Origin of the sequence: Pseudomonas cichorii, from assembly GCF_003700275.1 — a bacterium.
In the GTDB taxonomy this organism is placed as follows: domain Bacteria; phylum Pseudomonadota; class Gammaproteobacteria; order Pseudomonadales; family Pseudomonadaceae; genus Aquipseudomonas; species Aquipseudomonas cichorii_B.
On the sequence record NZ_RBRE01000054.1, the window covers coordinates 1 to 13,849 of the forward strand.

General features: G+C 58.1%; 11 protein-coding genes and 1 pseudogene. 8 read left to right on the forward strand and 4 right to left on the reverse strand.

The genetic code is table 11. The features are described 5' to 3' along the window. Together ALQ04_RS14655 and ALQ04_RS14660 are read right to left on the reverse strand one after the other, a co-directional pair. A pseudogene (locus tag ALQ04_RS14655) lies at nt 1-1,515 on the reverse strand (autotransporter outer membrane beta-barrel domain-containing protein); the annotation flags it as partial. Between the two features lie 191 nt (nt 1,516-1,706). After that, complete coding sequence (locus ALQ04_RS14660; protein WP_183142180.1) at nt 1,707-2,909, reverse strand: MFS transporter; 1,203 nt, start codon at nt 2,907-2,909, stop codon at nt 1,707-1,709. 154 nt (nt 2,910-3,063) lie between these two features. On the opposite strand from ALQ04_RS14660, the gene ALQ04_RS14665 reads away from it, so the two are divergent. Then, nucleotides 3,064-4,188 carry a lactonase family protein gene (locus ALQ04_RS14665; protein ID WP_122316471.1) on the forward strand — a complete coding sequence of 375 codons (1,125 nt, stop codon included), beginning with the start codon at nt 3,064-3,066 and terminating at the stop codon, nt 4,186-4,188. A 61-nt stretch (nt 4,189-4,249) separates the two neighbouring features. Here ALQ04_RS14665 and ALQ04_RS14670 read toward each other — a convergent pair whose 3' ends face one another. Then, entirely contained in the window at nt 4,250-5,839 is a 1,590-nt protein-coding gene (locus ALQ04_RS14670; protein WP_122316472.1) for an ABC-F family ATPase, read from the reverse strand. 386 nt (nt 5,840-6,225) lie between these two features. On the opposite strand from ALQ04_RS14670, the gene ALQ04_RS14675 reads away from it, so the two are divergent. Continuing rightward, nucleotides 6,226-6,417: a hypothetical protein gene (locus tag ALQ04_RS14675; protein ID WP_122316473.1), complete on the forward strand. Its 192-nt coding sequence runs from the start codon at nt 6,226-6,228 to the stop codon at nt 6,415-6,417. Between the two features lie 113 nt (nt 6,418-6,530). Here ALQ04_RS14675 and ALQ04_RS14680 read toward each other — a convergent pair whose 3' ends face one another. Continuing rightward, entirely contained in the window at nt 6,531-7,892 is a 1,362-nt protein-coding gene (locus ALQ04_RS14680; RefSeq protein WP_122316474.1) for a hypothetical protein, read from the reverse strand. A 170-nt stretch (nt 7,893-8,062) separates the two neighbouring features. Here ALQ04_RS14680 and ALQ04_RS14685 point away from each other — a divergent pair, with 170 nt between their 5' ends. From ALQ04_RS14685 to ALQ04_RS14710, 6 genes are all read left to right on the forward strand, one after another. Further along, nucleotides 8,063-8,686 carry a glutathione S-transferase family protein gene (locus tag ALQ04_RS14685; RefSeq protein ID WP_122316475.1) on the forward strand — a complete coding sequence of 208 codons (624 nt, stop codon included), beginning with the start codon at nt 8,063-8,065 and terminating at the stop codon, nt 8,684-8,686. Nucleotides 8,687-8,728: 42 nt separating this feature from the next. Then, entirely contained in the window at nt 8,729-9,160 is a 432-nt protein-coding gene (locus ALQ04_RS14690; protein ID WP_122316476.1) for a DUF3830 family protein, read from the forward strand. Between the two features lie 48 nt (nt 9,161-9,208). Next, nucleotides 9,209-9,559 (forward strand): 2-oxoacid ferredoxin oxidoreductase, encoded by a 351-nt coding sequence (locus ALQ04_RS27290; RefSeq protein ID WP_122316477.1) that lies wholly within the window; start codon nt 9,209-9,211, stop codon nt 9,557-9,559. An 18-nt stretch (nt 9,560-9,577) separates the two neighbouring features. Further along, nucleotides 9,578-9,964, forward strand: a complete 387-nt coding sequence (locus ALQ04_RS14700; RefSeq protein ID WP_122316478.1) for a RidA family protein — start codon at nt 9,578-9,580, stop codon at nt 9,962-9,964. 44 nt (nt 9,965-10,008) lie between these two features. Next, complete coding sequence (locus tag ALQ04_RS14705; protein WP_122316507.1) at nt 10,009-11,214, forward strand: amino acid deaminase; 1,206 nt, start codon at nt 10,009-10,011, stop codon at nt 11,212-11,214. Nucleotides 11,215-11,337: 123 nt separating this feature from the next. Continuing rightward, complete coding sequence (locus ALQ04_RS14710; RefSeq protein ID WP_183142181.1) at nt 11,338-13,821, forward strand: UvrD-helicase domain-containing protein; 2,484 nt, start codon at nt 11,338-11,340, stop codon at nt 13,819-13,821. The last annotated feature ends 28 nt before the right edge of the window (nt 13,822-13,849 follow it).

Here is a 13,849-nt window from a genome sequence, read left to right on the forward strand (position 1 = left end):
TGTTGGTGTTGGTGTTGGTTCGGGTACCTCGGTGGCTTCTGAAAACGATTGCAGTGCGGAGACTACCGACGAGCGCAGAAACCAGCTTTCCTCTGAGCCGGCAGTCGCTCCGCCCTTGAACAGGTAGTACTGATAAGCCCCCACCGATAATGAGTTTTGCAATGAAAAGGCCGCATTGTCGCTGGTCGCGCCATTACTGGCCTGCACCACTTCGATGCCGTTCTGCAAGGTCAATGCACCGCTGCCGCCCAGGTTGTTGACCACTATCCGGGTGTTGCCGCCGATTGTTCCCTGCGAAACCACCAGTTTGTCGCTGGGTGAGCTGTCGTCGCCGAGTACCGACTGCAGCAACAGTTGCCCGTTATTGCCCAGGTAATTGCCCTGGACGGTGAGGGTGTCAGTGGCACTGCTGTTACTGCTCATGTCCAGGGTGCCGGAGTTGTTGACTGTGGCCAGTCGGCCACTGGTGAACGGCACAAGGCTGCCCGACACGGAGGTCAGAGTGCTGCTGGTGTCGATATTCATGACCCCGGTACCACTGACGCTGTCACCCAATACGAACGCTCCGGCCAGGTCCAGTTGCGAAGCGTTGTTCAGATTGACCGTTTCCCAGTTGCTGTAGCGGCCGGGCGTCGTGGAGCGGGTAGCGTCGAAGGTCAGCAGATCGGTCCCTGGCCCGCCATTGAGCAAGGGATTGGGCCCCAGATAACTCTCGTCCAGATTACGCAGTGTCGCCGTATCGTTATCGGCTTCCATGAGTATGCTGCCGCGTATGGTGCCGCCATCCTGCCAGGTGAACGTGTCATTGCCGAAGCTGGTACGTATTCCGCCGCGAATCTCACCGCCGCTGACCGTGACCCGGTCGTTACCGCCGCTGATGCTGACCAGGCCACCAATGCTGCCGCCCGATAAAATGATGGTGTCGCGGCCAAAGCCGGCTACCAGATTATTGACGATGGTGCCGCCTGACATGTCGAAGGTGTTGTCGTCCAGCTTCATGTCCACGCGGCCAATGGTGCCGCCGGTCATTCTGGCGAGGTCGCCATCCTCGAAGGCATTACTGATGGTGCCGCCGGTCATCAGAAAGGTGTCCAGTCCATCGCCCTGGGTCAGGGAGCGCATGTTGCCACCGCTCATGACAAAGTCGTCGGGATCGAAACTCTGATTCACATCGCCGGTGATACTTCCGGCTGTGATGCGGAACTGATCCGATCCTGAGCCCTGATTGAAGTTGCCGACAATGCTGCCGGAGTTCATCTCGATCCTGTCGGTCCCTGCGCCATACGTGACGCTGCCGAGAATCGATCCCGTACCGCCTGCCGGGAATATGAGTGTGTTGTTACCGCCAGGGTTGTTGAAGGAGCCGCTGCTGCCGCTGTCACAGATCTGTATGTCGCTGCCGAGGGTGGACGCGAGATCGCAGGCGCCATGGGCGTTGGGCGAGATGAAGGGCAGGGCTGCCAAGGGAAGGATTCTGATGGTGTAGCGCAGAGGAAACCGGGGCTTGATTCTCATGACTGCTCTCTCTGGACACGTGGTCAGGGAGGCGATTCATGCTTCCAATACAGGCCGACCCCCACGCAAATGACATCCATGAAGGTTTTTATAAGCCTGATCAATGGCTAACAGAGCTAAGTCAAGATCCGATTGCGAGGTGCGTCAATTAGTTGACCGACCGACGGCAGCAGTAGCGCTGACAGACCTGCTCAGTTGTTCGGTCTGGTCCGGCGGGATAGCCAGAAAGTCAGTGCCAGGGCAGTCACTGAAAGCAGCGCGGCATAGAAGAAAATCCAGCCATAGCCCTGGCCCAGAGCAATGGCTCCCATTACCGGCCCGGCAATCGCCAGCGCCAGATCGAAGAACACCGCATAGGCGCTCAATCCGGCGCCGCGACTGGTGGTAGGCACCTGTTTGATCGCCTCGACACCCAGGGCCGGGTAGACCAGCGACAGCCCCAGTCCGGTCAGGCCCGCGCCAGCCAGGGCGAAACCGGTGTCTGGGGACAGCCAGAGCATGACCAGCCCGACGGTTTCCACCGCCATGCACAGCATCGCCGCGTTGAAGCCGCCCAGGCGATTGATGGCGCCGATAAACAGCAGGCGGGCGAGGATGAAGCACACCCCGAACATGCTCAGGCACCACGCGGCGCCTTCCCAGCCACGGCTGATGTAGAACAGAGTGATGAAGGTCGTCAGGGTACCGTAGCCGATAGACGATAACGTCAGCCCCAGGCCGTAGGGCGCGATACGTCCGAACACCGACCAGTAAGGCAGGCGTTCCCCGGCAATCACCGGTACCGACGGTTTCTTGCGGATCATCAGCAAGGCCAGGGCCGCCATGGCGATCAAGGCAATGCCCAGGCTGTTGAAACCGGTGTGATCGATCACCACCACCCCGAGTGGCGCGCCGATGGCAATCGCGCCGTAGGAAGCGATGCCGTTCCAGGAAATCGAGCGAGCCGTATGCTCCGCGCCGACCTTGCCGATGCACCAGCTTATGGTCCCGACGCCGATCATGCCTTGCGACACACCGAGGAACAGCCGGGCCACGATCAGAATCCACAGACTGGCCAGCGGAATGCTCTCCAGCAGGGTTGCCAGCAGCGTCAGCACGCCACTGACGGCTATGCCGCAAAGTCCCAGGACGATGGCGCGCTTGCTGCCCATATTGTCCGTGACCCGACCGGCAAACGGGCGGCTGAGGAGGGTGGCCAGGTATTGCGAGCCGATGGTCAATCCGGCGACTACGGCGCTGAAACCGAGCTGGTCGTGCACATAACCCGGCAGCACGGCAATCGGTAGACCGATACACAGGAAGGCAACGAAGGTGTAGGACACGATGGAAACGATCTGCAGGGTGATCGTCATGGAACTGGGCGGCGAAGGCTTTTGGCTTGAGGCGGCAGGCATCGGACTCTTTCGCTGGCGGGCGGGCAGTGTGGAATCATCATGGCGTGCCAGCGGCATAAATGAAAGCTGGCTAACAATCTGATTGGGTGTATTGCTGTTCTTCTCATGCAGTCATAGGATGACTGACCATAAACACAATAACAAAAGGTGTTGCATGAGAAAAAACCTCCTGCTGGCGGCTGCGGTCTCCTGCTCGTTCGGCCTGTCTGCCCAGGCAGCCACTTTCGCCTATATCTCCAGTCCGGCTGACGGGCTCATTTCCCAGTACCGACTGGACGCGACAAGCGGTGCCCTGAGTCTGGTAGAGCAGACCAAGGCTGGCGATCAGGTCAACCCCATGGCGCTCTCGCCGGATGGCAAGACTTTGTTTGCCGCCTTGCGCGTCAAGCCCTATCAAGTGCTGGGTTTTAGCATCGAGCCGGGAACCGGGCACCTGAAGGCGATTTCCCGAGGGCCGCTGGCCGAAAGCCTGGCGTATCTGTCTACCGACCGCAGTGGCCGTTTCCTGATGGGCGCGTCCTATGGCGCCGACCTGCTCAGTGTCCAGCCTATCGATGCGCAGCAGCGTCCGGGTGACAGCATCCAGACCTACAAGACCGGCATGCACGCGCACTCGGTACGCACAGACCCGAGCAACCGTTTTGCCTACGCCGGCAACCTGGGCGTGGATCGCGTCCTGCAATACCGGCTGGAGAAAGACGGCACGCTGGTCCCGATTGGCACGGGTCATGTCACCGTGGCAGAAAATACCGGACCACGCCATCTGGCTTTCTCGCCGGACGGCAAGTTCCTGTACGTAGTCGGTGAGATGAGCGGCAGCGTGACGGGTTTTGCCATCGATCAGCAGACCGGTGCGTTGACCCAGGTCACCCAGGCCGCCGGTATTCCCGAGCGCTTGAAACTGGCCCATGGCGAAGTGCGTGATGCACGCAACAATGACCTCAAGGACGATCCGACCCCAAGAATCTGGGCGGCAGACATTCGCATCGCTCCCGATGGCAAGCTGTTGTTTATCAGTGAGCGGACTTCAAGCAGCGTGTCGGCGTTCAAGGTCGAACCTGCCAGCGGCAAGCTGACCTACCTCGAAAACTATGCGGTGCAGGAAAAACAGCCACGCAATATCGCAGTATCGCCCGATGGGCACTGGTTGCTGGTGACGGGAGAGAAGAGTGAAGTGGTAGGCAGCTATTCAATAGGTGCCGAGGGGGTGTTGAAGCGGGTTGGTGAGGCGCCGTCCGGCAAGGGTGCGCTGTGGATCGAGATGCTGAGCCAGCCTTGATTTACGGATGAATCCGCTCCTGCACCGTCTGTGCGGGAGCGGATTCATTCGCGATAGCGGTTTAGATCACCACGCCCTGGCTGCGCAGGTAGTCGTCATAAGTACCGCTGAAGTCGATCACGCCGCTTGGGCTGAGTTCGATGATGCGGGTAGCCAGCGAGGATACGAACTCACGGTCGTGGCTGACGAAGATCAGCGTGCCCGGATAGTTTTCCAGCGCCAGGTTCAGCGCCTCGATGGATTCCATGTCCAGGTGGTTGGTCGGTTCGTCCATCACCAGTACGTTCGGCTTTTGCAGGATCAGCTTGCCGAACAGCATGCGGCCTTGCTCACCACCGGAAATCACCTTGACCGACTTCAGGATCTCGTCGTTGGAGAACAGCATGCGGCCCAGTGTGCCGCGAACCAGCTGTTCGCCGCCCTGAGTCCACTGGCCCATCCAGTCGAACAGCGTGCACTCGTCCTCGAAGTCATGGGCGTGGTCCTGAGCGTAGTAGCCGATCTCTGCAGACTCGGTCCACTTGATCGAACCGGCATCCGGCGTCAGCTCGTTGACCAGGGTGCGCAGCAGGGTGGTCTTGCCGATACCGTTCGGGCCGATGATCGCCACGCGCTCGCTGGCTTCGACGGTGAAGCTGAAGTCCTTGAACAGGGTCGTGCCATCGAAACCCTTGGCCATACGCTCGACGACCACTGCCTGACGGTGCAGTTTCTTGGTCTGCTCGAAACGAATGAACGGGCTGACACGGCTGGAAGGCTTGACCTCGGCCAGCTGGATCTTGTCGATCTGCTTGGCGCGGGAAGTGGCCTGCTTGGCTTTCGAGGCGTTGGCCGAGAAGCGGCTGACGAACGATTGCAGCTCGGAAATCTGTGCTTTCTTCTTGGCGTTGTCGGCCAGCAACTGCTCGCGGGACTGGGTCGCCACGGTCATGTACTCGTCGTAGTTGCCCGGGAACAGACGCAGTTCGCCGTAATCCAGGTCAGCCATGTGGGTGCACACGCTGTTCAGGAAGTGACGGTCGTGGGAGATGATGATCATCAGGCTGTTACGCTGGGTCAGAACGTTTTCCAGCCAGCGGATGGTATTGATGTCCAGGTGGTTGGTCGGTTCGTCGAGCAACAGCACTTCAGGATCGGAAAACAGCGCCTGAGCCAGCAGCACGCGCAGTTTCCAGCCCGGCGATACTTCGCTCATCGGGCCGTTGTGCTGTTCGATGCCGATGCCCAGACCGAGCAGCAGCTCGCCGGCACGGGATTCGGCGGTGTAACCGTCCATTTCCGCGAATTCGGTTTCCAGCTCGGCAACCGCCATGCCGTCGTCTTCGGTCATTTCCGGCAGCGAGTAGATACGGTCGCGCTCGGCCTTGACCTTCCACAGCTCTTCGTGACCCATGATCACGGTATCGAGAACGGTGAATTCCTCGTAGGCGAACTGATCCTGGCGCAATTTACCCAGGCGCACGTTCGGCTCCAGCATCACCTGCCCACCCGAAGGCTCCAGGTCACCACCCAGAATCTTCATGAACGTGGACTTGCCGCAGCCGTTGGCGCCGATCAGGCCGTAACGGTTACCGGCGCCAAACTTGACCGAGACATTCTCGAACAAGGGTTTTGGGCCGAACTGCATGGTGATGTTAGCTGTGGAGATCAATTGCCTTACCTATCAATAACTTGGGAAATGCCGATGTGAGCCGCACCCCATGAGGGCGGCTCGCTCCAGTCGGAGCTTGAGTGGTTCCAGCGAGGCATACGTCGATAGCAACCAGCCTGTCATGGACGGGTTGCCGGAATATGAATGCGGGGTTCATGCCAGACTTTGGCGCGCATTGTCGCATAGCTGGGGCGGCAGTCATATGGGGGATATAGGATCAGGGTTGCTGCGATGCCGGGCAGATTCCTGTCCGGCAAAGGAGCCGACCATCGGCAACTCTGCAAGCGATGCTGTGTGCCTGTTGCGAATTGCGCCTTACAACCTAGTCTTTTTCTCCAGACGGGCCGGACACCTGTTTCCTGCCCTTGTATCAAAGGAGTAGCCCAATGGCGAGCAAACCACCGCTCTTTAATGACGAAGTCCAGGCATGGGATCTATATGCCTCGGCCGCTCTCAGTGCCATGATCGCCAATGCCGAGTCCGCAGAGCAGGCGGTCGAGGCGGCAGCCGATCTGGCTGATAATCTGCTCAAGGAGCGGGCAAAACGCATCAAGGCTGCCAAGGAGCATCTTTTTTAGCATTGAGCTCCAGCTGGGCATTCTGCCTGATACGAACCTGTTGCAGAGACTGGATTTTTCGGGGGATCATCGTTTCTGGATCTCGGATTCCCCTCCAGTCTCGTGCCCTGCTGCTAGACGTAAAATCGCAACTCCGAATCCGGATCAACCATCAGTTTGTCGTAAACGTCCATAAACTCACGGTCCTGTCGTTCTCGCTCATACAATCGGTCAATTTCATGAATCAACGCCCTTCCTGACGCAATCACATGTTGCGCCCAATTTTGCTTCACGAACCTGTCTACCTGTTGGTCCAGATCTCTCAGGATAGGACCCATATTCACCCAGTCGAGTTGGTAATGCGCAGGAATGGAAAAACCGCCACTCGTTTGCGACAGGCGTAATTCAAGCAAATCTGCGTCGATTTTGCCGTCGTTGTCCATGGCGCCTGCCAGATAGCTGGCTGAGGAGTCGGAAGACTGCATTATCTTTTGGATAATTGAGTGTCGCTGATGCGCTACAAAGTCTTCAAGATCACTCAATCCATGGTTATGAGCAATTTCCTGAACGATTTCAGCAAGCTCAGCTTCGGCCTGTTCAGTTTGCCTGGGTGACGCTTTGAGTACATTCAGGAATGCATCACAAGCCGGAATATTCAGGCTGATTGCCTCGGCTACTTCTATAAGTTCGTAGACAGTGTCGCTTTTGATGTTCTCAAGATCCGCATCACCGTATAGCTCTTCCAGAAGTGCCGACATTCGCCCGGTGGGAGAGTGGCCTCGGGCGATGTCGTAGATCATACGGCAAGCTTCTGCTGGGCCATTGCTGTATCCCTTTGCATCTACCAGCACAGGCTGGCTATCGAGAAGCGTGCGAAGCCGCTGGCCTGCATGCATGTTTTCGATGGTGGTATTTACATTGGCAGCACGTTTGAGTGCCCTGACCAGGTTTGAGGCCAGAGAGGTTTTTTCCACGCGGGTACACAGCGCTTGATCGGCCAATACCTGCTCGCATAGAGCATCGATCCATTCCGAGTCCGCCGGATCTATTTTGATCAGGGCCTCATGATAACGGTTGAAGTAGGTTTTCCAGGAGAAGCGGATACCTGAAAACCAGGGCTCTGCACCACGGGTGATGTTTTGCGAGCCGAGCCAGGCAATGTCGTTATGAGCAAGTAATTTGATATGGCATGCCGCGTGCAGGTGTAATTGAACGCCGTCGCGCATCTCTTCGGTTATTTTGATCAGAGCCTTGCGCAATATCTGGTCCTGGACAACATCAATGCCGGCCAGGCCAATAATGATCCGCGGTGGTGCTCCAGTAGCCTTGTTGATATATGTTTTGTTCAGATACCCAAAAAGTGAACTCAGGTTTGACGCATCTGCATAGGTGATGATGGTCAAGTCCCTGACGGACTTGGGGCGAGAACTATTAAATGCACGCTCTCCATAGTGACGATGAAACAGAGTCGCGTTAATCGTTGCGAGCGGCTTCATGATAGGCCTCCATGGCAAAGGGCATTGAAGTCTACTAGACGCTCATGATCGAGCAATAGTTGTATGGGGACCAGAATTCAATAGTACCTGCCGAGTGATGAGTGCAGGTTTGTCCAGCCAAGGCAACAACTGATAATGTCAGGCTCTTTCTTTTGCTGATAGAGCCCGGCATGTTGCGAATACTCGGTAAGGCATCCTCAATTAACGTCAGAAAAGTGCTGTGGGCCTGCGCCGAAACCGGCAGGGCTTTTGAGCGGGACGACTGGGGCAGCGGTTTCAAGTCAACCGAGACACCTGAATTCCTGTCCTTGAACCCCAACGCCATGGTGCCGGTGATTTTGGAGGACGATTTTGTGCTCTGGGAATCCAATACCATCATTCGCTATCTGGCGGCGGCCCATGCGGGCGAGGATTTCTACCCGGTGCAGCCCAGAACCCGGGCTCGAATAGATCAATGGATCGACTGGCAGGCAACCGATCTCAACAAGTCCTGGGGCTATGCTTTCATGTCGCTGGTCAGGCAGTCGGCCGATTTTCAGGACCCCGATGCATTGCATGCATCGTGCAGCAGTTGGGCCAGGCACATGCAGATACTGGATCGCCAGCTCGAATCGACTGGCGCTTATGTCAGCGGCAAGACTTTCACCCTTGCCGATATACCGATCGGTCTTTCCGTCAATCGCTGGTTTGAAACGCCGCTGGATCATCCCGATTTTCCTGCCGTTGCGGCTTACTATGAGCGCTTGAGCGAGCGTCCCGGTTATCTGCTGTATGGCAGAAACGGCACTCCGTGACCGGCCATTCACAGAATTCCTTTGCAGACAGGAGATGCAGTCGTGACCACCATCAGAATAAGCGCCGGCGGATATGAATTTCTGGCCGAGGCCAATCCCGATGCGCCGCAGACCGTTGCGGCTTTCTTGAAGTTGCTGCCTTACCGGCAGAAGTTCATTCATGTGCGCTGGAGCGGAGAGGGCTGCTGGGTGCCGCTGGATGATTACCAGCTCATGCTCGACGACAAGCCGATCGGTTTCGAGAATGCCACCAGCCATCCTTCGGTGGGGGACATTCTGTTTTATCCGGGCGGCTACAGCGAAACCGAAATTATCCTGGCCTACGGTTCGTGCTGTTTTGCCAGCAAGATGGGGCAACTGGCGGGCAATCACTTCCTGACCATTGTCGAGGGCAAGGAAAACCTGCGCAAACTGGGCGTGAAGACCTTGTGGGAAGGGGCTCAGGATGTGGTTTTCGAGCTGGTCGAGGCTTGACCTCTGTCATGCGGTGCTAGAATCGGCTTTTTTCGACGAAGGCATGTCATGAAATTTCCGGTTTCTATCATCGCGGCAGCCTTGTTGCTGGCCGGATGCGCGGCTCCCTCCGACTCGGCCCGTTCGGCCGGGCCGACCAAGGTTCTGTCCAGCAACAAGCAGGACGCCGCCGTTGCCCAGTGCATCCAGGTTTCCTGGCAGAACGAAGCCATGTTCGGCACTTCTTCGGACGTGTTCCTGCACAAGCTTTCCGGCGGCGGGTTCACGGTCTTTACCACCGAGGCCAGGTATTTCGCCGATGTGCGCAGCAACGGTCCGGCCACCGACATCGAATTCTATGCCCCGCAGGGCGATAGCCATTCCGCGTTGCGGGCTGCGGCCATCGCCACCTGTCTGTAGGTCAACAGGGAGAATCCTATGAGCATTACTCGTTATGGTGCCGGCAGCACTGCTGGAGGCGGCCAGCCACGGCCTTTTGCCCGTGCTGTGGAGGCTGACGGCTGGCTGTATGTTTCGGGCCAGGTGCCTGCGCAGGATGGCGAAATCATTGTTGGCGGTATCGTCGAGCAGACCCACAAGACCCTGCAGAATCTGGTCGAGATCCTTACCGAGGCAGGTTACGAGCTCAAGGATGTGGTGCGTGTCGGTGTATGGCTCGAAGACCCGCGTGACTTCTGGAGTTTCAACAAGGTGTTCGGCGAATACTTCAGTCCCGAACACGCACCGGCCAGAGCCTGCGTGCAGGCCAGCATGATGGTCGATTGCAAGGTCGAGATCGATTGCGTCGCTTATAAAAAGCGTTAAAGGCTTGCGCCGAAATGGCGACCCAACAGCAGCAGGAGAGCATCATGAGCATTGCGGTCATTGAAAAAGGAGCTGCCGAGCCGGGTAACAGCCTGTTGTGCGATGTAAGCCTGCCTGCCCTGGTGATCCACAATCAGGCGCTGGAGCACAATATTCGCTGGATGCAGACCTTTGTCAGCAACAGCGGTGCTGAACTGGCGCCGCATGGCAAGACCAGCATGGTGCCCGCCTTGTTTCGGCGCCAGTTGGAAGAGGGCGCGTGGGGCATGACCCTCGCCACTGCCGTGCAGACCCGCGCCGCTTATGCTCATGGCGTGCGTCGTGTGTTGATGGCCAATCAACTGGTGGGCGCGCCAAACATGGCAATCATTGCGCAGATGCTGGCCGATTCGATGTTCGACTTTCACTGCATGGTCGATCATCCGGATAACGTGGCGGCCCTGGGCGAGTTCTTCGCCGCTCGTGGGTTGCGCCTGAATGTGATGATCGAGTACGGCGTGCCCGGCGGGCGCTGTGGTTGCCGTAGCGAACAGGAAGTCCTGGCGCTGGCCGAGGCGATCAACGCCCAGCCCGCCCTGGCGCTGACCGGTATCGAGGGCTACGAGGGGGTGATCCATGGCGATCAGGCCGTCGACGATATCAAGGCGTTTGCCGCATCCCTTGTGAAGTTGGCCGTCGAGCTACAGGACCGGCAAGCCTTTGCGCTGGATCGGCCCATCGTGACTGCGTCGGGCTCGGCCTGGTACGACCTGATTGCCGAGGCGTTCGACGCCCAGGCGGTACGCCAGCGGTTTCTCAGTGTGCTGCGCCCCGGAAGTTATGTGGTGCATGACCATGGCATCTACAAGGCTGCGCAATGTTGTGTGCTGGACCGTCGCAGCGATCTCGACGAGGGCCTGCGCCCGGCCATGGAAGTCTGGGCGCATGTGCAGTCGATGCCCGAGCCGGGGTTTGCAGTCATTGCCCTGGGCAAGCGGGATATTGCCTACGATGCCGGCCTGCCCAATCCCTTGCTGCGTTACAAGGCCGGCGAGTCGGCAGCCAGGGGCGATGATGTCAGCGGGTGCAAGGTCACCGCGCTGATGGATCAGCATGCTTTCATGACGGTTGCGCCGGGCTGCGAACTGAAAGTCGGGGACATCATTTCCTTCGGCTCTTCCCATCCGTGCCTGACGTTCGACAAGTGGCGGGTCGGCTGTCTGGTCGATGAAAACCTGCAGGTCATCGAAAGTTTCAGCACGTGTTTTTAATGGCGAAACTGCGGTGCAACATGCAGTTGATCGGCTAAGGGACTGAAAGAAAAGCATTTCGCTGGAGCTTGCGAGCGAATCCGGCGACCATAGGCGTCCGCTGAATCATTACCCGGAGCCTGCGTGCCTGACGATCTGCCTTCTGCTCTTCCTTCCGATCTGGATGTCGAACTGCTCCCTTCCGAGCGCCTGCCGCTGTTCAAACGGCTGTTGGCGCGCCTGATCGGTCGAGGCATGACGGGGCTGGGCGCGCAGCATGCTCCTTCATGGTTTCAGGGGCATGCCGACGGCTATCTGAACGGGCATATCGAAGGCGTCAACGAAGGTTATGCCGAAGGTCGCCTGGATGGACTGGAGCAGGGCCGCCATACCTTGCTGATTCGCGACACGCGCCCCAGCGAGCATCGCGGCCCGAAAGTCGATGACCATCTGTTCGATGACTGGCGCCTGCCGCTGACCCCCGAACTGAAGAAACGCATCAAGAACGATGTGGCGCAAAAGCTGCCAGCCCACGCTCAACCCAGTCCTGCGCAGTGGAAAATGATCTTCAGCGATACGCCTTCCACGTACGTGATTGCCGGTGCGGGTGCTGGCAAATCCACATCACTGGTATTGCGGGTCTTGTTGCTCAATCACTATCTGGGTTTCGAGCTGGAGGCGATGACGGTCGTCACCTTCACCCGTGAGTCGCGCAAGGACTTCATCAACAAGCTGATCGAGATCATGGGGTTATGGGGGCATGCATTAAGCCAGCCACAGGCGCGCAATCTGGTGCGTACTTTCCACTCGCGGATCCTGCCACTGGTACGCAGCCTGCCGGGCTTCGAGCAACTGCGAGCCTTTGAAAATCTGGGCAGTGCAGCGCCTGCGGGTGACGATGCCGACAGCAATCCGTTCGATCTGCGCATCAACGATGCCCAGCGCCAGCAGTTGAACCTGTGTTATCGCGACCTCTACGCCAGCAATGAGCGCTTTCGCGAGGTCATTGCGCCTTTGTACCGGCACGCGCTGCAGCTCAAGGAACTCGACCGCGATCATCCGGATGTGCAAAAGCGCATCACGGTGACCGATCTGTCGGCCAAGCGCGATGAAGAACTGTGCGACATCATCGAAGACCTGTGGGTGCGGGCCAGAGCATGGCCGATAAAAGGCATTGAGCCGATGCGCCAGACCATTGAAATCAATGGTTTTGCCTTCCATGTCCATGGTTACATCGCCGAGCTGGATGCCTGGGTCGTGCTAGGGCTGGATGCCCGCGAAGACCAGCAGATGAAGCGTCCCGGCGCCAAGTTGCCGGTCTGGGCCGAGTGGGTAATCAAGCGCACCCTGTTTCAGGCTTTCTGTCGCAAGCCTTTGATCTGGTTTGAAAACTACGAAGCTGCAGGTACGGTGCTGAAATCACTGGCTGGCTCCGCGGTGGCCGGTCCTGGCTTCGATTACCGGATCAAGGGCGAGTTGGGATCGGCACCGCTGCTGGACTGCTTTGTCACAGCCGCCAGTTTCATCGAGAACCTGGGGCTTGATGTCCCCGGTGCCGTGGCCGAGATGAGCTTTGCCAGTGATGATCCGGATCGTTTTTTCTTCGAGGGCCTGAGCCTGTTCTGGAAGGCTTTTGAAAACCACCTGCTGGACCAGACGCCACCAATCATGACCTACAACCGGATGTTCGCCCTGTTTGGCGAAACCTCCCCGGAAAACCTCCGGCAGGTCAGTGACGAGATGCTCAGGCCGCTCTCTCATCTGATGATCGACGAATTTCAGGATGTCTCGCCGCAGATCGTTTCCTGGATACGTGCCAGCCTGCGCGAGATCCGTCGCCGTGGCGCCGCCATGCACCGCGGGCAGACTGCCCGGCATTCATCGCTGCTGTGCGTCGGCGATGACTGGCAATCGATCTATGGCTGGCGCGGCAGTTCGCCGAAGTACTTCATGGAATTTCCCCGGGAGTTCTCTTCACCTGCAACCACAAAAGTCATGCTCAGCGATAACTTTCGCAGTCATCAGCACATCATCGATGCTGCCGAGCATATCGTGCGCTCCGCACCTGCCATTGCCGGCAAGAAGGCCAGGGCCAGTGGCGCAATCCAGGAACTGCTACCGGTGACGGTGCTGAGTCGTAACGACGATGAGCTGGCCCGGCGGGTGGCCGAGCACTACGAGGATGGCGATTCGATCTTGTTGCTGTATCGAAAGAGCAGTGACAAGGGCATGATTTGCGAACAGCTGAAATCACTTCTGGATACTGATGCAGCCTTGGCGCCTCAGGCGCGGCGGATCAAGGTCTTGACCTATCACAGCTCCAAGGGCCTGCAGGCCGATGCGGTCTTTCTGTTGGGCGATTGCCAGCACTCGACGCTGTCGCCTTACAAGAATCAGGTCTATCGTCTGGCCGGTCTGGGAGACGCAAGCGATACGGAATCGTTCGACAATGCGCAGAAAGAGGAAATCCTGCGCCTGGCGTATGTCGCAATCACCCGTGCCGTACGCCATTGCTACTGGTATATCGACGACAGTGCCGCCGGGAGTGAAGGCGTCAAGGTTCCGAGAGCGTCAGACAGGGTTGCCCAGGACAAGCCCTTCTTTGCGGACTTGCGCACCAGACGATAAGGAAATGGGCGGAGAGTCGAAGTACCGC

Excerpts from the sequence above, each read along its gene's own strand:
- ALQ04_RS14660 (WP_183142180.1), bottom strand. The coding sequence starts at position 2,909 with ATGCCTGCCGCCTCAAGCCAAAAGCCTTCGCCGCCCAGTTCCATGACG.
- ALQ04_RS14665 (WP_122316471.1), top strand. The coding sequence starts at position 3,064 with ATGAGAAAAAACCTCCTGCTGGCGGCTGCGGTCTCCTGCTCGTTCGGC.
- ALQ04_RS14675 (WP_122316473.1), top strand. The coding sequence starts at position 6,226 with ATGGCGAGCAAACCACCGCTCTTTAATGACGAAGTCCAGGCATGGGAT.
- ALQ04_RS14680 (WP_122316474.1), bottom strand. The coding sequence starts at position 7,892 with ATGAAGCCGCTCGCAACGATTAACGCGACTCTGTTTCATCGTCACTAT.
- ALQ04_RS14685 (WP_122316475.1), top strand. The coding sequence starts at position 8,063 with ATGTTGCGAATACTCGGTAAGGCATCCTCAATTAACGTCAGAAAAGTG.
- ALQ04_RS27290 (WP_122316477.1), top strand. The coding sequence starts at position 9,209 with ATGAAATTTCCGGTTTCTATCATCGCGGCAGCCTTGTTGCTGGCCGGA.
- ALQ04_RS14700 (WP_122316478.1), top strand. The coding sequence starts at position 9,578 with ATGAGCATTACTCGTTATGGTGCCGGCAGCACTGCTGGAGGCGGCCAG.
- ALQ04_RS14705 (WP_122316507.1), top strand. The coding sequence starts at position 10,009 with ATGAGCATTGCGGTCATTGAAAAAGGAGCTGCCGAGCCGGGTAACAGC.